Source organism: Chryseobacterium phocaeense (assembly GCF_900169075.1).
Taxonomy (GTDB): Bacteria; Bacteroidota; Bacteroidia; order Flavobacteriales; family Weeksellaceae; genus Chryseobacterium; species Chryseobacterium phocaeense.
The window spans coordinates 2,521,556-2,548,546 of record NZ_LT827015.1 but is presented as its reverse complement, the minus strand read 5'-3'; the positions used below and the strand labels follow the sequence as shown (position 1 = coordinate 2,548,546).

Sequence of the window (26,991 nt, the reverse complement as noted above, 5' to 3'; positions counted from 1 at the left end):
GTACTTTGAAAATATTTATATCGACTATGAAAAAACTAAAGTTGTTTTCATTAATAGCATTAAGTTCTACACTTGCATTAACCAGCTGTGGCGGATCCGGGACCAGCAAAGGAGGCGGTACTAAAAAATTTGTCAGCAAGACGGGTTGGAAACCAAACGAAAAACAAGGTTGGTTTTTTGCAGGAAAGCAACAAAAACAGAAGGGGTGGCCAGGAATGGTATATGTAGAAGGTGGAACTTTTACAATGGGATTAGTGAAAGATGATGTTATGCATGATTGGAATAACACACCGCGCAGAATGCAGGTAAGTTCATTCTTCATCGGAGAAACAGAAATTACTAACTACGAATACCGCGAATACCTTACATGGTTGAAGTACGTATTTCCACCAAGTGACCCGAGCTTCAAGGAGATCTATAATGGCGCTTTGCCGGATACTCTTTTATGGGACAACAAATTAGCTAGAAACGATTATAATGAAACGTATCTTCGTTCTCCGGAATTCGATTACTACCCGGTAGTAGGAGTTTCCTGGACGCAGGCGAACAGATATTGTGAATGGCTTACAGACAGAGCGAATGAAAAAGCTTTGATGCAGGCCGGTGTTATTGCGAAAGATTTGTATATCAACGAATCCAATAACCAGGGAGGAACTGCTTTCAACATGGATAAATTCAAATCCAATGATCCGGAAATGCAGGGATATATCAATGAGAAAAGAATGCAGCAGAAATCCGGTATGAAAACGACCAACCAGAGACTTCTTGCCGCAAACAGAGCTCCAAACGCTTCCATGGTTCAGAAGTTCAGACTTCCTACCGAAGTGGAATGGGAATATGCAGCTCTTGGTATGGCTAAAAACAGAGAATACAACCAATACTTAGGAAAAAAACCTGAAATCGAAAGATTAAGAGGTACTAAGGGTAGAGATAAAGGAATGTTCCTTGAAAACTTCAAAATGGGTACCGGTGACTATTCAGGGATCTCAGGATGGAAAAATGACGGATCTGCACAAACGGCGGATGTAAGACAATATCCTTCCAATGACCTGGGAATCTACGGTATGTACGGAAACGTATCTGAATGGACAGCTGACGTATACAGACCTATCATTGATGAAGATTTCAGCGATTTCAACTACTACAGAGGAAATATGCCTCAGGCTGTAGTGAGAAACGGTGACGGGACTTACAAAATGATTGACGAAGGAAGCATCAAGTATGATACATTAGCTGACGGCAGATTAGTGTACAGAGGACTTCCGGGACAGTTTGAAAGAGAAACTATCGCTGACTACAGAAATTACAGAGATGGTGACAGACAGTCTTCTTTAGAATATTACAGAGCTTCAGATTCAGCTTCAGCTTATGATATGTACAATTCTCCTAAGAGCAGATTTGTAGTAGATGCAGGAGGAAAAGTGAAACTTCTGAAAGATACTAAAGACAGAACTTCAGCGCTATCAAACGATGTAAGAGTAGTAAAAGGAGGTTCTTGGCAAGATACAGCTTACTGGCTGGATCCGGGACAAAGAAGATACAAAAACCAGGGCAAGGCTTACGGATGGATTGGATTCCGTGTTGCTCAGGATGCTAGAGCTAGCGAAAAAGGCAGAACTAGAAGATAATATGATCAAAATACTTAAAAAACCTTCCGGATTTCCGGAAGGTTTTTTTATTTTTGAAGTATGATTATAGAACAGTTTTATCCTTTATTTTTAAAGTCTGATAAAGTAACGATTGACAGCAGGAAAGTAGGCGTAAATGATATTTTCTTTGCCTTCTCCGGTGATAACTTCAATGCGGCAACCCTGGCAGAAAAAGCGGCTGATGACGGTGCTTTAGCCGTGATCGTAGAACAGCAGGAATTTGAAAATAAAGAAAAAAATATCTTCTATGTTCCTTCCACATTGGAATTCCTGCAGCAGCTTGCCGTTTATCACAGAAATCAGCTGAGCATCCCGGTTATCGGGCTTACGGGAAGTAATGGGAAAACGACCACCAAGGAAATTATTCATGCAGTTCTTTCTGAGAAATTCAGGGTGCAGTATACCTTCGGGAATTTAAATAATCATATCGGAGTTCCGCTGACTATTCTTTCCATTAAACCAGATCATGAAATGGCGGTAATAGAGATGGGAGCCAATCATCAGAAAGAGATAGAACTCTTATGTACCATTGCTCAGCCGGATTTCGGTTACATCACCAATTTCGGGAAAGCCCATCTGGAGGGTTTTGGTGGATTTGAAGGCGTTATCAAAGGGAAATCTGAATTGTACGACTATCTGAAAAGCCATCAGCGTACCATTGTGGTGAATGAAAGTGATCCTATCCAAAAGGAGAAAACGGAATATTATACTCCGAAAATTACCTTTGGAAATGAGCATTCGGATTATCAGTTCGGATTGTTTTCAGAAGAACATTTTGTAGGACTGGAATTTCAGGGGGAGAAAGCCGTTTCAAAGCTGACGGGAGAATATAATTTTACCAATTTATGCGCAGCAGCGAGTCTTGGACTTCACTTCGGGATCAGCTTCGATCAGATCAGACACGCTATTGAAAATTATACGCCAACGAATATGCGTTCGCAGGTGGTTAAAAAAGAGGGGCGAACATTAGTCCTTGATACCTACAATGCCAATCCGAGTTCTATGACAGCCTCCCTGCATAACTTCGTAACCTTCGAAGGAAGAAAAACAGTAATTATCGGAGATATGCTTGAATTGGGGGATGAAAGCGAAAAAGAGCACCAGGCTATTCTGAAACTTGCTCAGGAACTGGCATTTGACCAGATCATTACCGTAGGAAAGAACTTTAAAATGGTCAATCCTTCTGCTTTGTCTTTTGAGAATACGGCGGAATTGATAGAATACCTTCAACAGAATAAAATCCAGTCCGAAAATATCCTGCTGAAAGGTTCAAGAGGAATTGCCCTTGAAAAATCGATCGAATTTATTTGATGTAAAAAAGTTGGAAGCCTGAAGATAGGAGAGGGAAGTTATTGCAGTAATGAAAACAGCCGTATCCCGTTAACTATCGGAATGGTTGGTCTTCCAACTTCCTTCTTCCAGTTTCAATACCTTATCTATTTAGAATGCCAGAGATCTTTGACGATCAGTTTGATATTCTGGAAAGTGCTTGGAAATACTTCATCCTCAATCTGGGTGGTATTTTTCCAGGCTACTTCTGTGATACCTTCCTCTATCTGTGGTTTTGAAGTGTCCTCGCCATCGAAGGTCATTTCAAACCAATGGGTGCATTTAAGAATCTTTTCCCCGTTCCTTTCGATGTAAATGTGATAGGTGGTGTTGATGAATTTTACCAGCTTCACCTCTTTAAGACCCGTTTCTTCCTCAATTTCCCGTACAGCAGATTCTTCACGGGATTCACCTTTTTCCATCTTGCCTTTCGGAAGGTCCCATTTGCCCAGCCTTTTAATGAAAAGAAGTTCGCCCTGAGGATTGCTTACCAGACCACCGGCAGCTTCTATAATCCTGAAAAGCTTTTGAAATTCATTCCAGATCTCTTCGATATTCTCACCAAAAACATTCAGCTCTTTTACAGAAGTGTTCTCCAAAAGATCCAATGCTATTTCTAAAGTTGTGAAACTTTCGTACCTAAGCTCTTTTTCAAGATACCCGGGGTGCTTAGACACTAATAATTTTTTTTCGTTCACAAAAACTTTATACATTTGTAAGAATTAAGAATTTAAATACAAAAATAAAAAATGAATTTAGAAGGACGAAAAATTATTGTCAATAAATCATCTAAAGAACTCTCTGAAATACTAAAATCGCCTGAAAACTATAAAGATTTTATGCCGGACGGTCTTCAGAAGTTTGAAACCAAGGATAACGGGTTCAAATTCGGACTTCAGGGAATGCCGGAAATTGCTTTGAAAATAGATGAAGTGAACGAGCAGAAAGCCGTTTTAAAGTCAGCAAGTTCCAGCCTTGATTTTTCATTAACAGCCACTTTGAATCCTGTAAGTGAAAACCAGACAGAAGTTCAGATGCTTTTTGAAGGAAAATTCAACCCTTTTATCAAAATGATGGTAGAAAAGCCGCTGCAGAATTTTATCAACACATTAACCGATAAGATCGAAGCTTACAAATAATAAGAAAGTCCTGAATTCAGGACTTTTTTTATTTATGATCTTTCATTTTTTTATGCGTAATAATTTCCAGGTGTATCACATTAGCTGCACCCGGATGTATCGCAAAGGTTTCAAAAAAAGAATCAGTTTCGCCATACTTTGAGCAGCTGATCGTAATTCCATTTGGAGCTGCCGGATGCGCCAGATTTTCAAGATGAAATTCATTTCCTGCGGTTTCAATGATGACTTTATGGGCTATAAGCTCCTGCCTGTTCCCATTTTTGTCAAAAATAATGATTTTTTCAAAAGGTGTTTCGCTGATCGGTTGGTCCATAGGATTTAATTTAAAAGTCCTTAAAGGTACTAAACTTACCAATACCCAGCTCTCATCTGCATTCCTTCTGTCAGCAGATCAATCCTGAACTGTGATCAGCCAGGCTTCCCGTAGCAGAAGAAAGGACATTGATCTCATTATTCATCTTTAAAACGCCCATAAAACCAAAGATCAGAGCTTCTTTATAATCAATTATTTCCTTTTTCGGAATAATAATCCCGGATTCTGTTTTTGCCCGGATCTTTTCGATCAGGAAGGTATTGTAAGTGCCCCCACCTGTACAGAGAACCTTTTGTAAATTGTTTTGATTAATGACAATGGAGATTTGCTGTGCCACATGTTCTGTAAAAGTAGCCATGGCATCTTCAGCATCTATATTTTCCAGTAGCGGGAAAACAAACTCCGTGCACCATTCTATTCCTAATGATTTTGGATGTGGCTGACCGTAGAAATCCAGTGAGTTCAGCTGTGTTAAAAGACTTTCGTTGATACGGCCTTTTCTTGCAATATCCCCGTTTTCATCAAATTTTTTATCGAATTTCTGAGCAAGCCTGTTCAGAACAATATTAAAAGGAGCAATATCAAAAGCAATTCTCTGATGATCTTTTTTTAAAGAAATATTGGAAAATCCGCCAAGGTTGAGGCATGCATCATATTGTGGGAAAAGCAACTCATCTCCAATAGGGACTAAAGGCGCTCCGTTTCCACCCATCAGGACATCCTGGCTTCTGAAATCATAAACTACCGGAAGCCCGGTTTCTATTTTAACAGCTCTTCCATCTCCTATCTGAAGAGTGAATTTTCTTTGAGGCTGATGAAAAACCGTGTGGCCGTGGGAAGAGATCAGATCAATATTTTTAAGCTGATGGTTACTGATGAATTCCTGAACTTTCTGTCCCAGGTAAAAACCATACTCAGAATGAAGTGCCAACAATTCTTCGGAGGACAGATGAATAGAATTCCTGAGTTTTTCTTCCCAGTTTGCAGGGTAAGGAAGTGTTTCTGCCTTTAAGATCTCAAAATTCCAGCTGTTCTGCTTTTCAAAAGCTGCAAAACAGAGGTCCAGGCCGTCCAGACTGGTTCCGGACATCAGCCCAATAGCCTGAATCTTCATATTATTGCGGTGTTTTCTTTTCTTCGAGTCGTTTTGTACTGAAATCCCCGGAATTGTTAAAGAATGTATATTCGGAGAAATCATCTTTGGCAGTCATCCCATTAGCACCGACAAGGGTAGAGCCGTCCTCCATGGTGACATACACGGTATCTTTGGTATAAATCCTGTTTTTTCTCTGGTCCCAGTAGATGCTCTGCATGGCAAACCGCTGGCCTTCGTTGGTGGTGATTCTTACATCTCCTTTGGCTTCGTAGAATTTTTTATATTCAAAAATACGGGCATATTTGGCGCTGATTTTACCGGGTACTTTTGGTTTCTTTTTATCAAAGAATTCGATGTTGATCCCTTTTCTCGCTACAATATAAGGGCTGTCTATCAAGGTATATTTTTCAATGATTTTAGCCTTTGCTTTGAGGGAAATAAACCCGGAATCACGCTGGATAATATTGGCATTATAGATCACTTCTGAGGGGAAATTTTTACTTTTGCTGCCGTTATTTTTAGTAAGGTCTTCCTCACAGGATGTCAGTATAAAAAATATAGCACAACTAAAAAGGCATGCTATATTTTTATATGATATTTTTTTTGAAAAATTCATTTTAGTTGTAAAGATTCTTTCTGAACCATCTGTCGGCAAAATTAAACCCGACTCTGAGATTGATGAAGTTCTGATTGATCAGGTTGTTTTTAAGAGTTCCTCTTTTTCCAACTTCTATCCCCAGTTCAAGACCACTCATTCTGGTGATGCTGCTCGTTTTGAACGGAAGCATTACCCCTGCAGAAACTCCGAACTTGTTGATGCTGTTACCGTCTATTTTAAGATTTCCTCTTTCATAGAAGGCTCCGTACCTGTAGATCACCCTGGAGAAATAACTTCTGAAGTTGTTGTAATTCGGAAGGTACCATCCACCGGCAGAAATTCTGTAGGTATCCTGGAAATCAAATGTTTTTCCGAAATAGGAAATATCTTCCCCTTTTTTATAATCAAGCTGTCCGGAGAAGAACCAGTGGTTTTCACTTCCGTAACCTACCCCTAAGGACGCTTGTAATGGAAGAAGGTTTTTAGAATTTGTACTTTTCTGGTCTATAACGGTTTCTAAGATCTTGGAACTCTCAGCAGCATCAGCATATAAGTAGGTACTGTTTACGTAGTCCGTTGTCATATTGCTGGTGTTTCCGAAAGTAGCCGTAGCCCCGATCGTCAATTTCTTATCTGTACGTGTATTCAGGCTCTGGTAGCTTCCCCCAAGCGTGAAGTTAAAGTTTTTGATGCTGTTTTTGGTTTCATAACCGTTGATATACTCCGTGTTGGAAACTCCGTTTTTATCAAAATATCTCAGCTCGTTCAGGTCATAAAGATTTCCAAAATATAAATTGGCTCTCAAACCTACTGCAAAGTTCTGATCTATTTTATAAGAAACAGCCGCCTGTGCAGTATTTAATGTTCCGCTACCCTTAAAACGGTTGGTATAATAGCTTCCGTCTTCCTGAACATCTTTATTGAGAATATCGTAGGTTTTGGAACTGTAAGGCTGATAGGAAAGTCCCATTTTTACCTTTGGAGACAAAGGAAAAGCCAGTGCAATATTAGAAAGATACGTAGAATGTTTGGTAGACTTCGTATTATTATAATTGGTTTTAAAGTAATTGTTTTCGTTGGTTGCTTCCAGCCTGATACTTGTAAGCTCGAAATTAGAGTTATTCGCAGGGTTTGCGAAATTGAAGCTGCTTGTGAAATCACTGATAAAAGCAGTGGAAATACCACCCATAGAGGCAGTTTCAATCGTATTATCATATTTTACATCTCCAATTCCATAAGTTGCATACGGAGAGTTACTTATACTCTGTGCATTTAGGAAGTATCCAACTGATATGAATGATACTGCAAAGATTTTTTTCATTCTTTATTTTTAAAACAATGCGCAAATATCTTAAATATTAATGAATTGTAAAAATTATATGTGGTTAAAGTTTGTTAAGGGCCTTTCTTTACAAGGAAAATGCAATTTTTCATGAATAAAAATAGCAATTCTGTTATGTGAAAAAAACCGCTCATCAAGGGTGAACGGTCTCCTTTTTCAATAACAGCCGAGTTAACTTCCATCCTCCTTCTTCCAGCTTCCATCCTATCAATCTCAGAATAAAATAATCTTCTGATTTTTATTTCACCTGAAGTACAGACCGGGTATGGCTGAAGTTTTCAAAACTGAATTTTCCATGGTATTTTCCCATTCCCGAAGTTCCCACTCCTCCAAAGGGTAAATAGTGAGAGCCTACATGAATAATCGCACTGTTGATTTCCGCATCACCACTGGTGGTACGGCTCAGGATATCATCTGCGAATGTCTGGCTTTCCGTAAAAACATATAACGCCAGCGGCTTAGGTCTGCTGTTGATTTCTTCCAAAGCTTCATCAATATCGGTATACGTCATAATCGGAAGGATAGGCCCGAATATTTCCTGCTGCATCACCTGGTCATTCCAGTTTACGTGATCCATCAGCGTGGCTTCAAAATGGCGGGTTTCAGGATCATATCCTCCGCCATAAATTACTTTTTCAGGGGCAGCCTCAAGATAGCCGGCCAGGTGTTTAATTTGATTCTGGTTAACAATTTTTCCTATTTTTCCCAAAGAACCGTCAGGATAGGTGATTTTTAAATAAGCTTTAAATTTTTCAACAAAAGCATCCTTCACAGATTCATGAATGTAGATATAATCGGGGGCTACACAGGTCTGCCCGCAATTGATCCATTTACCGTAGGAAATTCTTGAAACAGCCTTATCCAGATCGGCATCGTGATGAACAATCGTAGGAGATTTCCCGCCAAGCTCCAGAGTTAAGGGAATAAGCTGTTCCGCGGCTGCTTTCATTACTATTTTTCCAACATGCGGACTTCCCGTAAAGAAGATATAATCAAAAGGAAGACTTAGCAGCAATGTATTTTCTTCAATAGCTCCCTGAACCACAGCTACGTAAGATTCGTCAAATGATTCTTTTACAATATCCTCAAGAACTTTGGCCACATGAGGTGTATTTTCCGAAGGCTTGATCATGGCGGTATTTCCGGCAATCAAAGCCCCGATAAGCGGGCTGAAAGTCAATTGAACAGGATAATTAAAAGGACCTATAATATAATTGACTCCATAAGGTTCGTGCGTTATAGTGCTGACTATTTCAGCTCCGGTTGGATGCGGTTTTGATTCCACCGGTATGGGTTTTGCCCATTCATCTACATTTTCCAGGAGATAATCAAGCTCACTCAGGACAATTTGGATCTCCACATATTCCGCTTCTTTTCTGCTTTTTCCCAAATCGATGTCCAATGCCTGACAAAGTTCATCCGTATGACCGGAAAATACTTCACGGAATTTTCTCAGTTGTGCCTTTCTGAATTCGATGTCTTTCGTCTTATTTGTTTTAAAAAAAGATTTCTGCTGTTGGAATATTTCTTTGATCTTTAGTTCTGTTTCCTTATTCATTGTTTATTATTTAGTGATTAAATGGATAGTGAAGTATCATCAGTAAGTTAAGAATAAAATAGTTCTGCAAATGTATTGCTAAAAATTATATTGTGTAAAATTTAAAATTGGATTTATTCAAATTCGATTATTGATACTGCCTATTAAATGAAGGCGAAGAAAGCTGAGAAAGCGAATGAGCAAAAAATATGGTGAATAATAGATTTGAGAATGAAGAATCAAAAACCAGATTTTAGATATCAGACGATAATTGAATAGCTTAATTATTACTGACCAGAACTAATAAACCAGCAACCAGCAACTAAACTTACTTCCAGACTCCAGATAACATTTCCAACCCTCAGAAGCACGTTTCTGCCATATTAAACATACTTAATCTTCTGAATTGACATAAGATTTTTTATCTTTGGGACATGAATTGGGAAAATATAGCCGGACAGGAAAATCTGAAAAAACTTCTCAGGGAAAGCATCGCCGAAAACAGGGTGAGCCATGCACAGCTTTTTTTAGGAAAAGAAGGTTATGGAACCTTTCCTATGGTACTGGCCTATGCCAAAGAAATCTTTAGCCGGGAAAACGAGCATGCTGCTTCAAAAGTAGAGCACCTCAATCATCTGGATCTTCATTTCAGTTTCCCTGTTTTTACGGATAACAAAAATTCTTTAAGCAAAAATAAATTTGAGGAGTTCAGGGAAATGGTCCTGGCTTCTCCCTATGCGAATTACGACGACTGGACTGCTTTTCTGGAATCCGAGAATAAGCAGCTTTTTATTTCCGCGGACGAAATAGATGACCAGAACCAGAAATTTGCATTAAAAAGCTTTGAGGGCGGAACCAAAATTCTGATCGTCTGGAGAGCAGATAAAATGAATATTGCTGCCGCAAACAAATTTTTAAAATTTCTGGAAGAACCTCCCGCAAAAACACTCATTCTTCTGACGGCTGAAACTGCCAATGATATTCTGCCAACCATTCTTTCCAGAACACAGATGGTGGAAGTTCCAAGGATCAGTGATGAAGATCTGGAAGCTCACCTAAAGAAAAACCATTCAGTTTCGGATGAAAAAGTCAGGGAGATTGTTCATGAAGCACAGGGAGATCTTAATGAGGCATTAAAGATTCTAAATTCAGGACATAAAAGTGACGAGTTCGAAAAGCTTTTTGTACAGTGGGTGCGGGATGCATTCATGGTGAAAAAGAAACCCCAGTTCCTGAAAAGTATTATCTTCTGGGCCAGGGAAATTGCCGGCTGGAACAGGGAAAAGCAGAAAAACTTCCTCAATTACTGTTCCGAAATCTTCAGGCTTGCCCTGCTTCAGAACTACCAGTCTGAAAACCTGGTTTACAAAAAAATTAATGCAGACGGCTTCAACTGGGCCGGATTCTCCAAATATATCAGCGGTGCCAATATTGAAAGTATTCTGGAAGAAATCAATACTGCAGATCTTCATCTGACAAGAAACGGAAATCCCAAAATTGTTTGGACAGATCTGGGCATCAAATTATCTCGTTACATTCATAAAAATTCGTAGAAAATTTTATTAAATATTAAATCCGGAGCAGTTCCGGATTTTTTTTGTTTAATAATGACTGGTTGGGAAGGTTGAAACGGACCAATCCTTGTCAAGGTTTAGAACCTTGACAAGGATATCAACTGAACAAGCGTAATCAGCAGTAACAACATAGACCTTTTTTACACTTAATTTCCAAATTGTTTCATTTACCGGTGAATTGTATACACTTGCTTATTGGTTATGGTAAGGCATTTAGGAGATCGCTATATTTATCAAGGGTAAAATACCGATAACCATTTGACCAACACATTAAACTAATATATTATGAAACAAATCAGGACTTCTTTATCCCTGTTATTACTTTCAGCAGCCGCTTTTACGGTTTCTGCCCAGAATGTATGGACAGGAACCACAACGCCTACTACAACCACAGGTAGTGTAGGAATTGGTAATACTGCTCCTACATCACGGCTTGACATCAACAGTGGTTCAAGCATTTCAGGTTTGAAAATAAACCATGTATACAGAATGTTTGGAAGTAACGCCCCGAATATTGTAGAAATATACAATCAGGTAGGAAATATACTTCCACCGGTAGACCCGGTGATGATCAACTGGCTCAGCTATGGCGGTGTCTTTGGGCTTAGGTCTCTTTCCAATGCAGCCAATGAAAACAGAATGATGTACAATGACAATCTGGGTAATCTGAAATCTTCAAGCCTTGTCATGTATTCAAGTCCGTCATTCGGAAACGGAACCAGCATTAACTCTATACGTGGGGTAGCCTATCTGAACTTTTTGAATGGCGGTAATGGAAGCCCGTCCGGTTTTGGAACAGTATCCGGCGGTGCCAATGGAATTTATATGGCAAGATTGGGTATTGGGGTTGATGCATCATCTACTTACGATCTGGATGTTCTTTTTGGGACAGTAAGAGCGCAGGCATTTGTGACAAGTTCCGATAAAAGGTTAAAAGATAATATTCAGCCTTTGAAAGAGCTTTCTCCTAATTTAATGAACATCAAATCTTACTCATATACTTTCAAAAATAATCAGGAGGGTGAGAAGAAAACCAACACCCAAAAACTGCATTTCGGATTTATAGCACAGGAAGTGGAAAAAGAATTTCCCAATCTCGTAAGCATAGATGAAAAAGGAAATTATGCCCTTAACTATATTGAATTTATTCCGCTGTTACTGAATGAACTTAAAGATCAGAAAAAAGAAATCAATGATCTTAAGGAAAGAATGGCAGCACTGGAAGCTAAAATAAACGGAGCTCCTGTAACTTCAAAAATGGTTCCGGGAAAAGAAATTTCTGCTTCATCATTTTCTCTTGAACAGAATGTTCCTAATCCTTTTAATCAGGAAACGGTCATCAGGTTTAATGCAGCTGGTGATAACGTTTCTATTGGAATTTATGATCTGGCAGGAAGACAGCTTCAGACCATTCCTGTGAAAAAAGGGGAAAAACAGATCAGCGTTTCAGCACGGACACTGACTCCGGGAACTTATATCTATAATCTTCAGGTAGATGGAAAATTAATTGATTCAAAAAAGATGATTGTTACCAACTAAAGATTCTGCTTTATTATTAGGGGATCCGGCTGTAAGGCCGGATTTTTTTTGATTAAATTTCTGTGAATTTTACCATTACAAAATATTTAGTTTTCAGCTCCTTATGTTACGAAATATTAAAAATTGATTAAAAAATCAATCAATCGTTTGATTTGTTTGAAATCTTGTGTACATTTGCACCCTGAAAAATAGAAGTGATATGGTTTCAAAAGAAGAAAATATATTATTTGCTGCAGAAAAGCTTTTTGCTGAAAAAGGGTTTGAAGGAACCTCCACCAGGGAAATTTCAAAAGCAGCCAATGTAAACATCTCTATGATTTCTTACTATTTCGGTTCCAAAGAAAAATTATACGAAAAATTAGTAGAGTACAGAATGAATGAAGGGCAGTTCTTTGCCAAAGACATTCTGGAAAGAACAGATATCAACGAATGGCAGAAGATAGAAAGGATTGTTGACCAGTTTTCCGGAAGGGTAAGACATCACAAATGTTTTTACAGAATCATGCAGCGTGAGCAGCTTCATACAGAAAATCCACAGATCGTGGAATTTCTGAAGCAGACCAAAATGGGCTTTATCTCTATGTATTCCCAGGTGCTTGAAAGCGGACTTAAAAAAGGAATTTTCACCAAAAACCCACCTATTTATCTCCTTCATGCCACCGTTAGCGGAACTTTATTCTATGCATCCAATGCAAAAGAAATGTACAAAGAGTTCCTCAATGACCCGGAGGATGATGAAGTGTTTGATGAAAAATATTACACAGAACTTAATTTACATATAAAATATTTACTAAAAGACCTTTTAGGTTATGAAGAGAATAAATAACTCGGTGCTGGCATTATCCCTGTTGATGGGAATGGCGGCCATTCATGCTCAGGAGAAGAAACAGCTCACGCTCGATGAAGCCGTGCAGCTGGGAATCCAGAACAGCAAAAACCTTAAGATCGATGCCGCGAAAATAGAAGAAGCAACGGCCGATCTTTTGGAAGCCAAAAACAGACAGCTTCCGGAATTGAAAGTTTCGGGAAGTTATATGTATCTTCCTACCAAACCAACGGTTGATCTTAAGATTTCAACAGGTTCCGGAGGAGCAGGAAGCCCGGAAGTTCATCAGGTGGCCTACGGATCAGTGAATTTAAGCGTCCCGATTTATAGCGGAGGTAAAATAAAATATGCGATCCAGTCTGCAAAGTATCTGGTGGAAGCCTCAAAACTAAGCACTGAAAATGATAAAATAGCCATTGCTTATAACGTTGCCCAGGCTTATAACAATTTATTTAAAGCCAACCAGTCCATCAAAGTTCTGGAAGAAAACCTGACCGCTTCCCAAAAGAGGGATGAAACCTTCTTAAAACTTGAAAACAATGGAGTGATCGCAAGAAATGACCGTTTAAAGGCTAACCTTCAGACTTCAAATATTGAACTTCAGCTGCTGGAAGCCAAAAACAATTACAATATTGCCAATATCAATATGGATCTTCTGCTGGGAATTCCTGAAACGACTGAAATTGAAGTAGACCAGAATTATATTGATGAAGGCTCAGACGTAAAGACAGTGGATTATTACGTTAACGAAGCTAAGGAAAACCGAAAAGATCTTCAGGCTTTGGCACAGCAACGTAAAGCAGCAGCTTTGGGAACAAAATCTGCGAAAGCTGAAAACCTTCCTTCAATAGCATTTACCGGAGGTTATGTGGCAGCAGACATTCCAAAGTTTCTTACCGTTTACAACGCTGTCAATGTAGGCGTTGGAGTTTCCTATAATTTATCCAATATCTGGAAAGAAAATTCTTCATTAAGACAATCCCAGGCGAGAGAAAAACAATTGGCAGCCAACGATGAATTGCTGAATGACAACATCAAGCTTGACGTCAACAGAGAATATCAGAATACGGATTACTCTAAAAAGAGAATCGCAGTGTATGAAAAAGCTGCTGAGCAGGCCAATGAAAACTACAGGATCACCAAGAATAAATATGATAACGGCCTTGCAACCATGACTGAACTTCTGGATGCAGACGCCGCTCAGATCTCATCAAACGTAGGAGTTATTAATGCAAAAGCAGATGCCGCATTGGCTTACAGAAAACTATTACAGACAACAGGGACTTTAACAATAAAATAATCAGACTCAGACCAAAATGGAAAATAATAATAAACCAACCGTTGAACTTGAACCTAAAAAGAAAAAAAGTTTAGTTTTTCCGCTCATTTTAGCTGCCGTAGTTATCGGCGGGGGAATCTACGGATACAGAGCTTTTACTTACGGGCAGTATCATGAGGAAACAGATGATGCACAGATTTCATCCAATATGGCACCGGTAATTTCCAAGATTTCCGGATATGTAGCAGAAGTGAAAGTGAAAGATAATCAATTTGTAAAAAAAGGTGATACTTTGGTTATTCTTGATAACAGAGATCAGAAAATGGCCCTTGAACAGGCTCAGGCAGCGCTTTCAACAGCTAAAAGCAATATTTCAAATGCAGAAGCAACTACTACTGCTACATCAAAAAATATCAGTTCTTCCGAAGCAGCGGTAACTACAGCCAACGCACAGATAGAAGCAGCGAAAGTAAACGTTTGGAAAACTGCTCAGGATCTGAAAAGATATTCTGTACTTGTAAAAGACCATTCTATCACGGAACAGCAGTACGAACAGGCTCTGGCGGCGAAACAATCGGCAGACAGACAGCTTCAGGTTCTGGTCGACCAGAGAAACCAGATTGCCCAGCAAACTACCATAGCTTCTTCCCAAACCGCAGCGAGCTCTCAGCAGATCAGCGTGGCAGGTTCAGTAGCAAAACAGCGTGAAGTGGATGTGGAAAATGCAAAATTAAACCTTTCATACACTGTAATTTTGGCTCCTGAAGACGGATACGTAGGAAAAGTTTCTACTCAGGCAGGACAATACCTGCAGGCCGGATCACAGCTTTTTGCTTTGGTTAAGAACGACCAGAAATGGGTAGTGGCCAACTTTAAGGAAACACAGGTAGATAAAATGGTGGAAGGCCAGAAAGTGAAAATTGAGATCGATGCTTTTCCTGATCAGGAATTCAATGGAGTGGTAAGCTCATTCTCTCCTGCTACAGGAGCTACCTTCTCAATCCTGCCTCCGGATAATGCCAGTGGTAACTTCGTTAAAGTAGTACAGAGACTTCCTGTAAAGATCGATTTTGTAAATCTGGATAAGAATATTGCAAAAAGACTGAGAACAGGAATGAACGTGAAGGCAGAGGTATCTTTGAAATAGTATTGGTGTATTGATGTAAAATGTATTTGTGATTTATTGAAAGATTCAAAGATTTAAAAATTAAAAAATTTAAAGATTTGAAGATTCAATAGGGGCGGGTTTTAGCCCGCTTACATCAATCAAATTCATTTCCATTGGCTTTAGCCAAAACTTAAATCATGAATACATGCTACATTTTACATTCATACAAACATTAAAACTATGCAAGAATCATTAGTAGAATATGGAGCCCGGAGAGTGATCATTACGATCACGGCAATCCTCTGTGCTCTGCTTGAAATTGTGGACTCCACGATTGTGAATGTTGCCCTGAATGAGATGAAGGGGAATCTTGGAGCCACACTTTCTGAAGTAGGCTGGGTGATCACAGCGTATGCCATAGGTAACGTGATCATTGTGCCGATGACGAGCTGGCTGTCTCAGCAGTTCGGACGTAGAAATTACTTTGCAGCTTCCATTATTATATTTACGGTATTTTCCTTTTTATGCGGAAATGCCACCAATATCTGGGAACTCGTATTTTTCAGACTGATGCAGGGGATAGGCGGGGGAGCGCTTTTGGTAACCTCACAGACTATTATTACAGAATCTTACCCTATTGAGAAGAGGAGTATGGCGCAGGCTATTTATGGTTTGGGAGTCATTATCGGTCCTACTTTGGGTCCGCCTTTGGGAGGATATATTGTAGATAATTTCAGCTGGCCGTATATTTTTTACATTAATATTCCGATTGGAATTGCAGCCACGCTGATGACTTTACAGTTTGTAAAAAGCCCGAAATATGCAGAAAAACGAAAGGTTTCAGATGTAGACTGGATAGGAATTGCTTTACTGGCGGTTACCGTGGGATCTTTACAGTTTATTCTGGAAAGAGGGCATGAGGAAGACTGGTTTGAAAGCGGAATGATTGTAACCTTCACCGTATCGGCCATATTAGGATTTATCCTTTTCCTCTGGAGGGAGCTCACCTTCAAATATCCTATCGTGGAACTCAGGGTACTGAAAAACGGAAACTTAAGAATCGGAACGGTGATGTCGTTTGTTTTAGGATTTGGGCTGTATGGGTCTACATTCATCGTTCCGCTTTATACACAGAGTATTTTGGGGTGGACGGCCCTGCAGTCGGGAGCATTGATGATTCCTGCTGCACTCACCACCGCTTTTATGATGCCGATTATCGGAAGACTGCTTTCAAAAGGAGCCAAACAGCAGATTCTGGTTTCTTTGGGACTGTTTATCTTCTTCGTCTACAGCTTCTGGGGATATAAAATCCTGACACCGGATACCGGTAAAGATGCCTTTTTCTGGATGCTGATTGTGAGGGGAGCTGGTCTCGGACTTCTGTTTATCCCGATCACTTCACTGTCGTTAAGTACACTGAAAGGGCAGGAAATTGGGCAGGGGGCAGCATTCACAGGGATGATGAGACAGTTGGGAGGTTCATTCGGGATTGCAGCGATTACTACATTTATTGCCAATGCAGGTCAGAAATACAGGCTCAACCTGATTTCCCACCTCGATGAAAACAGCTTTGAAGTACAGCAGCGTCTGAATGGTCTAAAAGCCAGTTTTGTTGCCAAAGGAATGACTCCCGATGCAGCGATGAACGCAGCATATAAAATGCTGGATATGTCTGTAACCAAACAAGCCACCGTACTTTCGTATATGGATGTCTTCCTTTATCTGGGCGTGGTATTCCTTGTTTGTATACCGTTTATTCTTTTCATTAAAGAAAGAAAAAGCAAAGAAAAAATAGATTTAAGTGGGGTACACTAAAGTCTATATGAATACTATAAAACCTCCGGAAATTCCGGAGGTTTTTTTGTTGAATGAAGATCGCTGTAATACTGGTTTTGATGAAAAATACTTCGACTGTGTTCAGCATGACATTTCTAATACTAATCTTATTATTAAAAATAATCTAAAAACATGGTGTCTTAACGTTGTCATGCTGAGCACAGATGAATGATCTGCGAACGAAGGTTCACGAAGCATCTGTCATATAAAACCTGATAAGATGAAATATATTTTTTATTTCCCGCAGATTGCGCAGATAAAGCAGATCTTTATGTATAAAAATCTGCATAATCTGCAAAATCCGCGAGAGATAGAATGTTAACTCTGTTAGTTGTCAATTGATCTCCGCAATCCACTCAATCCCGCTGATATCGATGAGTTTCACTGTACGGATCTCTGTTTTTCGAGTTGAAATATCATTAAGACCTAAAGTAAGATCCGCTTTTGCCCCCAAAGGAATAATCAGGCTGTGTTTCCCGGGTTTTACTTGGGCCACATAATGATTGCGGATATTTTCTTTCGGGAATTCCGAAAGCTCCTGATGATTAAATTCTTTCATTATATTTCCATCCTGATCAAGGACATGAATGCCGATCAGAAAAGATCCGTAGACATCTGCCCCCTGTGTCCTGTACACCTCAAATTTCAGATCTGAGCCGTTGAGAGAAACATTGGAAATCTCCACTTTTGGTTTTACGGATTTGTTATGAAGTGTTCCCCAGACCCCGCCGTGAAAATATTGGTTAGTATACAGTGTCAGTCCGAAAATAAATACCGAACCGGCAAGTACAACTATTTTTGGTTTTGATAAGGGAAGGATGCCGGAGCCCAGCCACAAGAACCATTTTGTATTGGTGAAGCTTTTATTTTTCTTCATAAAATAATGATCCACAGAAAAAGGGCCGCTTCCGGTGAGGAACAAAACAAATCCTCCGGCAATTCCTAGAACGCCTATCTGCCATTCATCAAGGCAGGTAGTCCCGATCCAGCCGGAACCCAGCAGGATTCCCAGAGCAAGACTGAAAATTCCGATGCTCATAAGCCTTGTCATCAGCCCGAGAATGATAAGAAGTCCTACTATGGCTTCTATGATTGTAAAAACCATCATTGAGGTTTGTAAAGCATCGGGATGGGTCACCAGATATTCAATAATAGGTTTAATGCCTAAAGCATTGGGTAAAAAGTGATTGAATTTTTCTCCAATATATCCGGCTTCTTCCGGATCCAGTTTGTTTTCGAGGATAAGTCTGCGCCAGAACGCTGAAAAATAAGTCCATCCGATCACGAGACGGAGTGATAATGTATAAAGTCCGGCCAGGTCATAAGACCGGCTGTCTGAAGTATGTTTCATTGAAATAGTATTGTATTAAAGACTGTTTTGAGAAAATTGATTCGGATAATTCCTAAACCATGTGTAATTTCAGTCTTTTAAACAGAATGTATTTCGGTGGACTGTTTCCGGAACTCTGGCTTGAATAGGTATTAAAACCAATTCTCCTTTCCCCGAAATTTAAAGATGGATTTGAAGCAGATGAAAAGCCTTTGTTGTTTAGCCTTGCAACGGCTTTTGTAAATATTCTTTGCGCTGATGAGGTTTCACTAAAAGATTCACAGACGGCACCATTGGCTATTTTTACTTTATTTAGACCGCTGATGTGCTGTATATCGAAAATACCCAGAAAATCCCTTTTTACAGAACACGGAGACAATGAAAACGCCAGGATAAGCATCATGACGAACACTCTGTAGTTTTTCATATGGATTTTTCGTGTGGGCATTTTTACAAAACTACATTTTTATTTCAGATGTAGACGGATGAATTCCAGAAATTCAGTCTGCTGATCCACAAATAAGTAATGGGAGCAGTTGTCAATACGCTTAAAATGGTTGTCTCCGGCTATATTTTTAATGTCATTCAGCTGTTTCTGTGAAAATATTCCATCGTTTTTTCCATATACTGCAAAAAGAGGGATGCCTCTTTTCCTGATCTCCTTTAAAACTGCGGTATTATCAACGTTGTTTTGAGCTTCATTCTGATAGAATTTTATGGGAGATTCCGGATTTCTGATATTATTGGCGTAAAACTCACCGGATTCATATTCTGTTCTCAACTTTTCGCTCTCCGGGGTCGGGTAGGGCATGGTAAAAAATTTCATGTCGCCTGCAAGATTGTAGCACCTTTTCCTGTAATCTGCGGAGTTTTTACTTAAATTTTCAATTTCAGTAATCTCATTCAGTTTTGAAGCATCATTTTTAAATTTTTCTTTAGCCTCTTTTAAAATATGATCATAAGTTTGCTGTTGAGTAAACAAAGCTCCTGCAAGCGTAAGTGATTGTACTTTTTCCGGAAACTGACGGGTAAATAATGTCCCGATAATTCCTCCAAAACTATGGGCAATGATATTCGCCTTTTTAATTCCATACAATTGATAGAGGGCATTGAGATCTTCAAAACTTTCCTTAAAGGTCATAGAAGCGTTTTCATCCTTTGATCTTCCTTCTCCGCATCTGTCATAAACAATCACATAAAATCCCTGATCTGCCATTTTCTGAGCGGTGGTTCCTTCGAATAAAGTAGCATTTCCACCGGGGCCGCCGTGAATGAAAATAACAGGTGTGTTTTTTGAACTGCCATACGCTTTGGAATAGATTGTCTGTGCATGATATCCAACAGACAGAGCCATAAGAAGAAAAGAAAGAAAAGTTTTCATAGATATTTTTGAAGATTCTAATTTATGATGTTTCTGTGTAACTTCCAGCCACAAAAAATTAAAAAATAAAAATGCTGCTGACGAACAGTTGTCATTATCCCGCCTTATCTTTACCGCCTGAACCGTTCAGGATGAAAATTTGAAGAGTTATAAGACAACTCGGATGATACAAACAATTTTTAACCTGAAAAGCAAATGTATTGAAATGAGTTATTGTTTAGCAATAGAAGGAATGAAGCCTGAAAGCAGAAAGGAGCTTCATAAAAATTACCATGATCATTATTACGGGTTTCCCATCCATGATGACAACGAACTGTTTGGAAGGTTAATTCTTGAAATCAACCAGGCAGGACTGAGCTGGGAAACGGTTTTGAAGAAAGAAGAAAGCTTCAGAAATTCATATAGTAATTTTGATATACAGACCATCGCCGCCTACACTGAAGAAGACCGTGAAAGGCTGATGAGCGACCCGGGAATTATCCGGAACCGCCTGAAAATAAATGCAGCCATCGAAAACGCAAAAACGATTATTGGTCTGCAGAAAGAATTCGGATCATTTGAAAAATGGCTGGAGCATCATCACCCGAAAACCCTTCAGGAATGGATGAAACTCTTCAAAAAGACATTTAAATTTACAGGCGGAGAAATTGTCAATGAATTTTTAATGAGCACAGGATATCTGAAAGGTGCCCATGCGGAGAGTTGCCCGGTCTATCATCAGGTGCTGGAACAGAAGCCGCTTTGGGCGGAGAAGGAGGGGGTTTGAGTTTAGATGTTTGGGTTTGTATATGAAAATATAGTATTACTCAAATAAAAAAGCCCCTTTCGGGGCTAACACTAAATAAAACCAGTATGAAAACAACTATGTTTATATTTTACTTTTTGAATTATTGCTCTTATTAATTTGTTTTTATTCCTGAATATTTTTCAACATCTTACTGAGGACATGTCTGGGTATTGAAGCATTTGCATCCTGCTGAGGTCCTATCTGTATTGATGTACAAGCAGTCTCATGTAATATTATATACCATAAACAGCCTGTCACGGTCAGTGATCCTCAAGACAGGCTTATTTTTATATTTTTTTGTTTAAGGCTTCCAGAAGCTCCACATCTTTCCATTAAAGACAGCCAGCTGCTTTGCTGTGGTATCATAAACCATCATCCCGGGGGCAGGATTAATGATGTTTAAATGAGGATTGGATACTTTGGGTAAAATCATCGCCTTGTTGGTAGCTTCCAGCACCAGGATTCCCGGAGCCGGCCCCGGATCTCCAACCGTAACTTTCGCTCCGGGCTGTTCAGTGAACGGATCCTGCATTAAAAGTCCATCTGTACCCGTTACCGGATCTACTGTGGTTCCTGTGGGATCCACAGAAAGATCTTTCCAGCCTGAGGCATATTTTACTTTTACTTTATGGTCCGAAAGGTCATAGGCAATGGTTCCGTTTACAGCACCTGTTACAGCACCTGTACTCGTAACCCAGGGAAGGATGACTCCTTTATTGCCGTCTCCGAATTCTATGGAAACCGATGGACTGGTGACGGAAGATTTTCCTATGGCCACCTGCCCTGAAACGCCGACTGCTATTAGTAAGAAGATAAGAGTTTTAAATGTTTTCATTGTGTTTATTTTGTTTGTCTTGTTAAAAAATGATGTGATTAAGGACATGTCTGGGTATTGAAGCATTTCCATCCTGCAGCAGTCCCGTCTGTATTGATGTACAGGCAGTCTGATGTAATATTGTACACCATCATTCCTTCTGCCAGATTGGCCGCCGGAATAGCATTGATCTGCTCAATGGTCAGCCTGTTCGGTACAAATCCTTTTGTTTTGGCTTCAACGGCCATCCAGCCTCCTTTTCTTATTCCCGGCCAGCTTCCGGTGCTTTCGGCTGCTCTTCCTAAAGCTGTAATGCCGTACAGGGTAGGTAAAATAGTTCCCGCTGTAACAGCCGGTTTAAAGCAAGCCAGAGAACACAGGGCTATACCTGTATTTGTTGCATTGGCATAGATGTACGTTCCGTTATACGTTGCTGATTGCGTGTCATTGTTTTCCGCTATGGTATAAAATCCATTGGCTCCGTAATGGGCAGGAGTACCATTTCCTACTGTTGCTTCCGGGGATGAAGTATTACCCGGGTTATTTAAAGTTCCTGTGCTGTAGGTTCCTCCGTTAGCGGTTATATAATCTATGACGCCTGCTTCCTTAGCATCCGAGCATCCGTCGTTATCGCTGTCTGTATCCAAATGATTGGCAATGCCATCACTGTCTGTATCACATGCACTTACACCAGCACCCGCAAAAGCGACTCTATCAATAACAAAATCGTCACCGGTTCCACCGGAAACTGATGGATAGAACAATAAATAGTAGTTTCCGGATGCTGCAGGAGTAAAGCTCCCTGTAAAATTTTTATAACTTGGATTAGTTCCTGTTCCCGGTAAAGTATTCAGTGCTCCGGATTCTATAATTTTTTCAGGAGTACTGGTATCCGCATTGTATAATAACACGATATACTTGTTGGCTGTTCCCGAACCGGCTCTGTTTCCTAAATCAAAGCTGTAATTATAGGGAACTCCGGCAATCAATGGAGCAGATAGAACATTGACTATTGGTCTTTGAGGATCGTTTTCCTGTAAAATATACTGAAGTCCTGTAGCTGTATTTGTTCCATCTATCATATCGAAAAATCCTCCGGTAAGCTGAGAATTCGTTTGATTTCCGCCTCCGATACCATAATTGAAAACAGCTCCACTGTTAGAAATCGGGGTTACTGTTGGTGTAAAAGGGGTAGAAATAGGCAGCACTGTAGATGTGAATCCTCTGTACCAATTAGGAAGACTGCCTGCGTTAACTGAAAATCCCCCATTGCCCGCCATATTGGTAAATAACGTAGGACATTCTATTTTATCCAGAACTCCGTCATTATCATCATCAATATCATTGGCATCTTTAATTCCATCACCATCAGTATCAGGTCTGTTATCTACAGGGTCACAGGTATTCCCGATGCCATCATTATCATCATCAAGAGACCGGATTTTACTGTTTCCCACCGTCTGGCCTGTACCTGCGGCAGTAGGGATACCGTTGGCATTAACGGTGTTTCCAAGGTTCTGATTGACAGGACCGGCATAGCCGTTATAGGATATACCTGTATTACCACCACTAACGGAAGAGGTCACCAGATTTGAAGGAGTAAATCCTCCGCCACCTTCCGTTGCATCCGGGCATCCATCTCCGTCACTGTCTAAATCGAACTGGTCAGGAATTCCATCCAGATCAGTATCTGTACAGGGTTTTAAGTTATAGTAAACATCATCTACATAGAAATCGTCATCATTTGCAGTGAAACGGAAAATAATACTGCCTGTAGCCGGAAGGTTAGCCGAATTTAAAGTAACACTAAAACTAGCGTATGAATTAATTGGGATAGTTGTTGTATTGTTGTTTATGGTGACTCCATTTACCTTTAAAACGGCCATTATGTTACTTCCTGCCTGCTTTGTAACAGTTGCAGGCGAATTTGAACTGGGATTGTACACATCAAACAGCTGAACTCCACCAACAAATACCCGCAGCCTGGCATCAGAATCAAAACCTTCACCCAGAGTATTAATATAATTTCTGGTTTGGATTCTCACTGTGAATTCTGATGTATAGGCACATGCTGTATTTAAAACGGCATTGTTGTAAACAAGATCCTGAGCTGCTGCTCCAAGCACATTGTCAGTTGGGTTTCTCATCTGAGTACTATTCAGAGCCCAACCGCCATTCAGCGTCCAGTCGGTTGTATTGCCTGTAAAGGTTGAATTGCTTATCGAATTCGTGATGGGGGCTTCAATATCGTCCAAGATCCCGTCGTTATCATCATCAAGGTCTGTCTGGTTGATAATACCGTCACCATCCCAGTCTTGTGTGGGGCCTGTCTGGGCAGATAATTGGGAAAAGATCGTAAAGGCCATTACGAACAGCAGGCAGAGTAGCCTGTCGAAATAATTTTTGTTTTTCATAAGGTTTTTTAATCTAAATGTTAAGTTTTTTGTAGGGGTAAATTTTGGAATTGCATAAGGAGAAACTGGCTCAGTTCAGCTGTATGGATACTGGGTTTACCAATTCCATTATACCTGAAAATGCCATTTATTAAGCTTATCTTTTTCTATTTTCGGAAAAATCTTTTTTTCCATGCCGCCACTGTATTTCTGCTGAGCCCATAATGAACGGCTAGCTCGGTATTCGTGAGGCCATGGATTTTCTGATGTTTAAGAATTTTGAAAATAACAGCTTTATCATAGGACCTGTGTCTTTTGTTTTTCGAAGATTCTTCATGGGAGAGTTTCCCAAAAATGATTCTTTCCAGGTTAATGATATCCAGTTCGGACAGCTTTTTCTTTCGAAGGATGCGGATGCATTTTGCCTCCTTATCCGGAAATTTTATTTTGATAAGGTCTTCGTAAATCCTCTTATAATCTGGTCTCGTTGGTTTGATACGCTGGCTCAAAACAGGATATATATTTTATCTATACCAACCTGAGCATTATTAAGGATGATTTTTGTGAAATAAATAATCATAATTGTGTTTTTAATGCATTTCATATTCGATGTTTTTTTAAAGAAGGTTAATATTTATCAATCCATTTATATAAAGTGGTTTTTGGAATTTTATATTCCTGAACAATCTGATCTTTGGTTTTCTTCCCGGTCCTGATCATTTCAAGAATAAAGTTGATCATTTCAGTGGTATACAGGCTTTTTCTAAATCCGGGCAGTATACTTTTCTTTTTTTCCGGCCGGTAGATCGCAGCTTTTTTCTGAGGAGCATATAAAATAAGATGCTGGGAGTATAATCTGAAAAAATCATATTCCAGCAGCTTGCTCCACTTCAGCAAAAGATCGGTAGAAATTCTGCTCTGTTTATACATTTCCTGTAATTCCTTTTCATTACATTTCATAAATCTGCAGATGCGGCTGGTTTCTAAACCGCTGTGTTCTGCTTCTGCTTTAATTAATTGCCCGATATTGATATTTTTTAAATCTATTTCCATTAATTTTTTTGACCAGGCTTTTAAATTATTTGTATATACACCTTGTACATAAAAAAGATTATTATATTTTTTTTATTTCATGAACTTTCATATGCAAATCTATTGACAGAAGAAAAGAAAATAAGAAATCCGAATATTAATTTGTTATAATTATTTTATTGAATTTCAATAAAAAGTATTAATTTTAAAAATATAAGTATTTGCTTTTCAGTATATTATTTTTTTTAATGTATTAATTTCAATAATGAACGTCATTAACTAAAATGTATACGGGATAATACAATATTTATTTGTAAAATTGTTAATACAACATTGTACTGAATGCGGAAAATCGTCTCTCTTGTTTTATTTTTTTTACTATTCTTAATCTCCTGCCACTCCGGAGAGGAGAATGATTATTTTCTTGCCATCAGTAAGGAGCTTACCATAGAAGTAAGAAATGATCCTGAAAAAATGAAGGAAATATTTACCCGGGAGCTGGAAAAATATCACAGAACAGGAAAGCAGAAATTCCTCATAAGCAGCAAGCAGGTAGAAATTGCCATTTACGGGAACGACAAGCAAAAACAGATTCCTTTATGCTATGATCTTCTGAAAATTAATAATAACCGCTATCCTTTTATTACCGTTAACTGTAATAACAATCTTTCGGCCTATTTTGAAAAAAGTGCTCCGGACTGGGCTTTGCGATATATAGATGCAGCAATTGAAGCCAGTGAAAAGACCGAACAAAAGTATTCACTGGGCAATCTTTACCATTTCAAGGGAAGGATATTGTACAATGAAGGAAAATATGAACAGGCTCTGGTTTTCTTCGCAAAAGCGCTTGAAGTTTTTAAAAAAGACAATGAAACGCTGTATGTAGCTTCCATGCATAATAATTTTGGAATGTGCTACGATAAAATGAACCAGCTCAAAAGGGCCATTGCTGAAACTGAAAAAGCACTTAAAATCCTTAATGATAAGCCCGATTTAAGAAATACGGAAAAAATTTTCTTAAACTATATGAAAAAAGGGCTTGCAGGATACTACAGGAAAGCCGGAGAATATAAAAGGGCAGAGGCTTTGCTGCAATCAGAGCTCGAATTTTCGCTGGCTAATAAAAATTATGGAATGGTTGTTAATACAGCAGAATCATTAATCAACATCTATGACAGCATTTTGATCAATCCTGCCGGGACGAAGGAAATTATCAGTTCACTGGAATCCGTGGAGCCCGAAATGAGTAAGAATGAGAACAAGATGCTGCTTAATGTGATTCTTCAAAATTATTACCTGAAAACCAATGATATACAAAACCTGAAGGTGGTTTCCAAAAAGCTGATTGATCTCCATAAAGAGAATGATGAGATTCACAGGCAGGAAATTGAAACCAAGCTCAATTTTGCAGACCAGTACCTTATTAAATCTGTTGCCCAGGAAACCGAATATGAAAAAAAGAAAAATATTTTTCTTTTGGTGGGTATTGCTGCTCTTATCGGTATTTTTTCATGGATCATATTTCTTCTGGTACGGATGAAAAAAAGAAAGAATGAAGTGTATCATAAAGAAAAAGAACTCCTTATTAAAGAAAAAGAAATTCTTACCAAGGAAAAGGTAATTTCCGACAATCAAAGAAAAATACTGGAGCAGAACGTGCAGCTTCAGAAAGAGAAAATCAATAATCTGCATCTTAATCTTAATATCAAGACAGAGACGGAAAGGGAATTCCTGGAAAATATCAAGAAAATAAAAAAATCAAATAATATTGATGCCGAAGAAATATTGCGAAGCCTTCAGCTTAAAATAAACAATCTTCTCCTGATTGATAAAAAGAATAATAATCTCATCGATGAAAGCACCCATGAAAACAAAAAGTTCATCGAAAACCTTTCCCGGAAATATCCTTCTCTTACCGAGCAGGAGCTGCAGCTGTGTGTTTATTTCAAACTGGATCTTACCGCCAAGGAGATCTCGCTGTTGGAAAAATTCACCGTAGGAAGCATAAGGGTGTATAAGACCAAAATTAAAACAAAAATTGGCCTTGGGAGAGAGGACAGCTTAAGTGAAGTTTTAAACAGTATCTGAT

24 protein-coding genes are annotated in these 26,991 nt (G+C 39.1%); 11 read left to right on the top strand and 13 right to left on the bottom strand.

What is annotated here, in order from left to right:
* Positions 1 to 26: 26 nt before the first annotated feature.
* Together gldJ and B7E04_RS18265 are read left to right on the top strand one after the other, a co-directional pair.
* Positions 27 to 1,628, top strand: coding sequence for a gliding motility lipoprotein GldJ (gene gldJ / locus B7E04_RS18270; protein WP_080779993.1), 1,602 nt, complete (start codon positions 27 to 29; stop codon positions 1,626 to 1,628).
* A 60-nt stretch (positions 1,629 to 1,688) separates the two neighbouring features.
* On the top strand, positions 1,689 to 2,960 hold the full coding sequence (locus B7E04_RS18265; RefSeq protein ID WP_080779992.1) for a UDP-N-acetylmuramoyl-tripeptide--D-alanyl-D-alanine ligase: 1,272 nt from the start codon (positions 1,689 to 1,691) through the stop codon (positions 2,958 to 2,960).
* A 125-nt stretch (positions 2,961 to 3,085) separates the two neighbouring features.
* Here the strand turns inward: B7E04_RS18265 and B7E04_RS18260 are convergent, their stop codons facing one another.
* Complete coding sequence (locus tag B7E04_RS18260) at positions 3,086 to 3,655, bottom strand: NUDIX hydrolase (RefSeq protein WP_317043804.1); 570 nt, start codon at positions 3,653 to 3,655, stop codon at positions 3,086 to 3,088.
* Between the two features lie 72 nt (positions 3,656 to 3,727).
* Between B7E04_RS18260 and B7E04_RS18255 the strand changes: the two genes are divergently transcribed.
* Positions 3,728 to 4,117: an orotate phosphoribosyltransferase gene (locus B7E04_RS18255; protein WP_080779990.1), complete on the top strand. Its 390-nt coding sequence runs from the start codon at positions 3,728 to 3,730 to the stop codon at positions 4,115 to 4,117.
* 28 nt (positions 4,118 to 4,145) lie between these two features.
* Here B7E04_RS18255 and B7E04_RS18250 read toward each other — a convergent pair whose 3' ends face one another.
* The 5 genes from B7E04_RS18250 to mdlD form a co-directional block, all read right to left on the bottom strand.
* Complete coding sequence (locus B7E04_RS18250) at positions 4,146 to 4,430, bottom strand: hypothetical protein (protein ID WP_080779989.1); 285 nt, start codon at positions 4,428 to 4,430, stop codon at positions 4,146 to 4,148.
* Positions 4,431 to 4,500: 70 nt separating this feature from the next.
* The gene (locus tag B7E04_RS18245) at positions 4,501 to 5,544 is read right to left on the bottom strand and encodes an anhydro-N-acetylmuramic acid kinase (RefSeq protein WP_080779988.1); all 1,044 of its coding nucleotides are present in this window, start codon (positions 5,542 to 5,544) and stop codon (positions 4,501 to 4,503) included.
* A gap of 1 nt (position 5,545) precedes the next feature.
* On the bottom strand, positions 5,546 to 6,142 hold the full coding sequence (gene lptC / locus B7E04_RS18240) for an LptA/OstA family protein (protein WP_080779987.1): 597 nt from the start codon (positions 6,140 to 6,142) through the stop codon (positions 5,546 to 5,548).
* Between the two features lies 1 nt (position 6,143).
* A complete protein-coding gene (locus B7E04_RS18235; protein ID WP_080779986.1) occupies positions 6,144 to 7,445 on the bottom strand; it encodes a hypothetical protein in 1,302 nt (433 codons plus the stop codon).
* 259 nt (positions 7,446 to 7,704) lie between these two features.
* Entirely contained in the window at positions 7,705 to 9,024 is a 1,320-nt protein-coding gene (mdlD, locus tag B7E04_RS18230; protein ID WP_080779985.1) for an NAD(P)-dependent benzaldehyde dehydrogenase MdlD, read from the bottom strand.
* Between the two features lie 413 nt (positions 9,025 to 9,437).
* Here mdlD and B7E04_RS18225 point away from each other — a divergent pair, with 413 nt between their 5' ends.
* The 6 genes from B7E04_RS18225 to B7E04_RS18200 all read left to right on the top strand — a co-directional run bounded on the left by B7E04_RS18225 (position 9,438) and on the right by B7E04_RS18200 (position 17,144).
* Positions 9,438 to 10,556: a DNA polymerase III subunit gene (locus B7E04_RS18225; RefSeq protein ID WP_080779984.1), complete on the top strand. Its 1,119-nt coding sequence runs from the start codon at positions 9,438 to 9,440 to the stop codon at positions 10,554 to 10,556.
* Between the two features lie 306 nt (positions 10,557 to 10,862).
* Complete coding sequence (locus tag B7E04_RS18220) at positions 10,863 to 12,116, top strand: tail fiber domain-containing protein (RefSeq protein WP_080779983.1); 1,254 nt, start codon at positions 10,863 to 10,865, stop codon at positions 12,114 to 12,116.
* A 199-nt stretch (positions 12,117 to 12,315) separates the two neighbouring features.
* Complete coding sequence (locus tag B7E04_RS18215; RefSeq protein ID WP_080779982.1) at positions 12,316 to 12,942, top strand: TetR/AcrR family transcriptional regulator; 627 nt, start codon at positions 12,316 to 12,318, stop codon at positions 12,940 to 12,942.
* Positions 12,926 to 14,242 (top strand): TolC family protein, encoded by a 1,317-nt coding sequence (locus B7E04_RS18210; RefSeq protein ID WP_080779981.1) that lies wholly within the window; start codon positions 12,926 to 12,928, stop codon positions 14,240 to 14,242. Before B7E04_RS18215 ends, B7E04_RS18210 begins: the two co-directional genes overlap by 17 nt.
* Positions 14,243 to 14,258: 16 nt before the next feature.
* Entirely contained in the window at positions 14,259 to 15,368 is a 1,110-nt protein-coding gene (locus B7E04_RS18205; protein ID WP_080779980.1) for an HlyD family secretion protein, read from the top strand.
* 201 nt (positions 15,369 to 15,569) lie between these two features.
* On the top strand, positions 15,570 to 17,144 hold the full coding sequence (locus B7E04_RS18200) for a DHA2 family efflux MFS transporter permease subunit (protein WP_080779979.1): 1,575 nt from the start codon (positions 15,570 to 15,572) through the stop codon (positions 17,142 to 17,144).
* 355 nt (positions 17,145 to 17,499) lie between these two features.
* On the opposite strand, the gene B7E04_RS18190 is transcribed toward B7E04_RS18200, so the two are convergent.
* The 3 genes from B7E04_RS18190 to B7E04_RS18180 are packed head-to-tail and all read right to left on the bottom strand — an operon-like array spanning position 17,500 to position 19,876.
* Positions 17,500 to 18,516 carry a TQO small subunit DoxD gene (locus tag B7E04_RS18190; protein WP_080779977.1) on the bottom strand — a complete coding sequence of 339 codons (1,017 nt, stop codon included), beginning with the start codon at positions 18,514 to 18,516 and terminating at the stop codon, positions 17,500 to 17,502.
* 52 nt (positions 18,517 to 18,568) lie between these two features.
* Complete coding sequence (locus B7E04_RS18185; RefSeq protein ID WP_080779976.1) at positions 18,569 to 18,922, bottom strand: hypothetical protein; 354 nt, start codon at positions 18,920 to 18,922, stop codon at positions 18,569 to 18,571.
* Positions 18,923 to 18,961: 39 nt separating this feature from the next.
* A complete protein-coding gene (locus tag B7E04_RS18180; RefSeq protein ID WP_080780744.1) occupies positions 18,962 to 19,876 on the bottom strand; it encodes an alpha/beta hydrolase in 915 nt (304 codons plus the stop codon).
* A gap of 205 nt (positions 19,877 to 20,081) precedes the next feature.
* Between B7E04_RS18180 and B7E04_RS18175 the strand changes: the two genes are divergently transcribed.
* Entirely contained in the window at positions 20,082 to 20,642 is a 561-nt protein-coding gene (locus B7E04_RS18175) for a DNA-3-methyladenine glycosylase I (RefSeq protein WP_080780743.1), read from the top strand.
* A gap of 322 nt (positions 20,643 to 20,964) precedes the next feature.
* Here B7E04_RS18175 and B7E04_RS18170 read toward each other — a convergent pair whose 3' ends face one another.
* From B7E04_RS18170 to B7E04_RS18155, 4 genes are all read right to left on the bottom strand, one after another.
* Complete coding sequence (locus B7E04_RS18170) at positions 20,965 to 21,498, bottom strand: hypothetical protein (protein WP_080779975.1); 534 nt, start codon at positions 21,496 to 21,498, stop codon at positions 20,965 to 20,967.
* A 38-nt stretch (positions 21,499 to 21,536) separates the two neighbouring features.
* Positions 21,537 to 23,891 carry a hypothetical protein gene (locus B7E04_RS18165; RefSeq protein ID WP_080779974.1) on the bottom strand — a complete coding sequence of 785 codons (2,355 nt, stop codon included), beginning with the start codon at positions 23,889 to 23,891 and terminating at the stop codon, positions 21,537 to 21,539.
* 146 nt (positions 23,892 to 24,037) lie between these two features.
* Complete coding sequence (locus B7E04_RS18160; RefSeq protein ID WP_228439982.1) at positions 24,038 to 24,379, bottom strand: helix-turn-helix domain-containing protein; 342 nt, start codon at positions 24,377 to 24,379, stop codon at positions 24,038 to 24,040.
* Between the two features lie 118 nt (positions 24,380 to 24,497).
* Entirely contained in the window at positions 24,498 to 24,923 is a 426-nt protein-coding gene (locus tag B7E04_RS18155; protein WP_080779973.1) for a transposase, read from the bottom strand.
* Between the two features lie 321 nt (positions 24,924 to 25,244).
* Between B7E04_RS18155 and B7E04_RS18150 the strand changes: the two genes are divergently transcribed.
* The gene (locus B7E04_RS18150) at positions 25,245 to 26,990 is read left to right on the top strand and encodes a tetratricopeptide repeat protein (protein ID WP_080779972.1); all 1,746 of its coding nucleotides are present in this window, start codon (positions 25,245 to 25,247) and stop codon (positions 26,988 to 26,990) included.
* Position 26,991 lies beyond the last annotated feature (1 nt).

Coding starts and splice junctions, on each gene's coding strand:
- B7E04_RS18200 (WP_080779979.1), top strand. CDS start 15,570: ATGCAAGAATCATTAGTAGAATATGGAGCCCGGAGAGTGATCATTACG.
- B7E04_RS18175 (WP_080780743.1), top strand. CDS start 20,082: ATGAGTTATTGTTTAGCAATAGAAGGAATGAAGCCTGAAAGCAGAAAG.
- B7E04_RS18190 (WP_080779977.1), bottom strand. CDS start 18,516: ATGAAACATACTTCAGACAGCCGGTCTTATGACCTGGCCGGACTTTAT.
- B7E04_RS18155 (WP_080779973.1), bottom strand. CDS start 24,923: ATGGAAATAGATTTAAAAAATATCAATATCGGGCAATTAATTAAAGCA.
- B7E04_RS18185 (WP_080779976.1), bottom strand. CDS start 18,922: ATGAAAAACTACAGAGTGTTCGTCATGATGCTTATCCTGGCGTTTTCA.
- gldJ (WP_080779993.1), top strand. CDS start 27: ATGAAAAAACTAAAGTTGTTTTCATTAATAGCATTAAGTTCTACACTT.
- B7E04_RS18245 (WP_080779988.1), bottom strand. CDS start 5,544: ATGAAGATTCAGGCTATTGGGCTGATGTCCGGAACCAGTCTGGACGGC.
- B7E04_RS18210 (WP_080779981.1), top strand. CDS start 12,926: ATGAAGAGAATAAATAACTCGGTGCTGGCATTATCCCTGTTGATGGGA.
- B7E04_RS18215 (WP_080779982.1), top strand. CDS start 12,316: ATGGTTTCAAAAGAAGAAAATATATTATTTGCTGCAGAAAAGCTTTTT.
- B7E04_RS18220 (WP_080779983.1), top strand. CDS start 10,863: ATGAAACAAATCAGGACTTCTTTATCCCTGTTATTACTTTCAGCAGCC.
- B7E04_RS18170 (WP_080779975.1), bottom strand. CDS start 21,498: ATGAAAACATTTAAAACTCTTATCTTCTTACTAATAGCAGTCGGCGTT.
- mdlD (WP_080779985.1), bottom strand. CDS start 9,024: ATGAATAAGGAAACAGAACTAAAGATCAAAGAAATATTCCAACAGCAG.
- B7E04_RS18235 (WP_080779986.1), bottom strand. CDS start 7,445: ATGAAAAAAATCTTTGCAGTATCATTCATATCAGTTGGATACTTCCTA.
- B7E04_RS18180 (WP_080780744.1), bottom strand. CDS start 19,876: ATGAAAACTTTTCTTTCTTTTCTTCTTATGGCTCTGTCTGTTGGATAT.
- B7E04_RS18255 (WP_080779990.1), top strand. CDS start 3,728: ATGAATTTAGAAGGACGAAAAATTATTGTCAATAAATCATCTAAAGAA.
- B7E04_RS18150 (WP_080779972.1), top strand. CDS start 25,245: ATGCGGAAAATCGTCTCTCTTGTTTTATTTTTTTTACTATTCTTAATC.
- B7E04_RS18250 (WP_080779989.1), bottom strand. CDS start 4,430: ATGGACCAACCGATCAGCGAAACACCTTTTGAAAAAATCATTATTTTT.
- lptC (WP_080779987.1), bottom strand. CDS start 6,142: ATGAATTTTTCAAAAAAAATATCATATAAAAATATAGCATGCCTTTTT.
- B7E04_RS18165 (WP_080779974.1), bottom strand. CDS start 23,891: ATGAAAAACAAAAATTATTTCGACAGGCTACTCTGCCTGCTGTTCGTA.
- B7E04_RS18265 (WP_080779992.1), top strand. CDS start 1,689: ATGATTATAGAACAGTTTTATCCTTTATTTTTAAAGTCTGATAAAGTA.
- B7E04_RS18225 (WP_080779984.1), top strand. CDS start 9,438: ATGAATTGGGAAAATATAGCCGGACAGGAAAATCTGAAAAAACTTCTC.
- B7E04_RS18205 (WP_080779980.1), top strand. CDS start 14,259: ATGGAAAATAATAATAAACCAACCGTTGAACTTGAACCTAAAAAGAAA.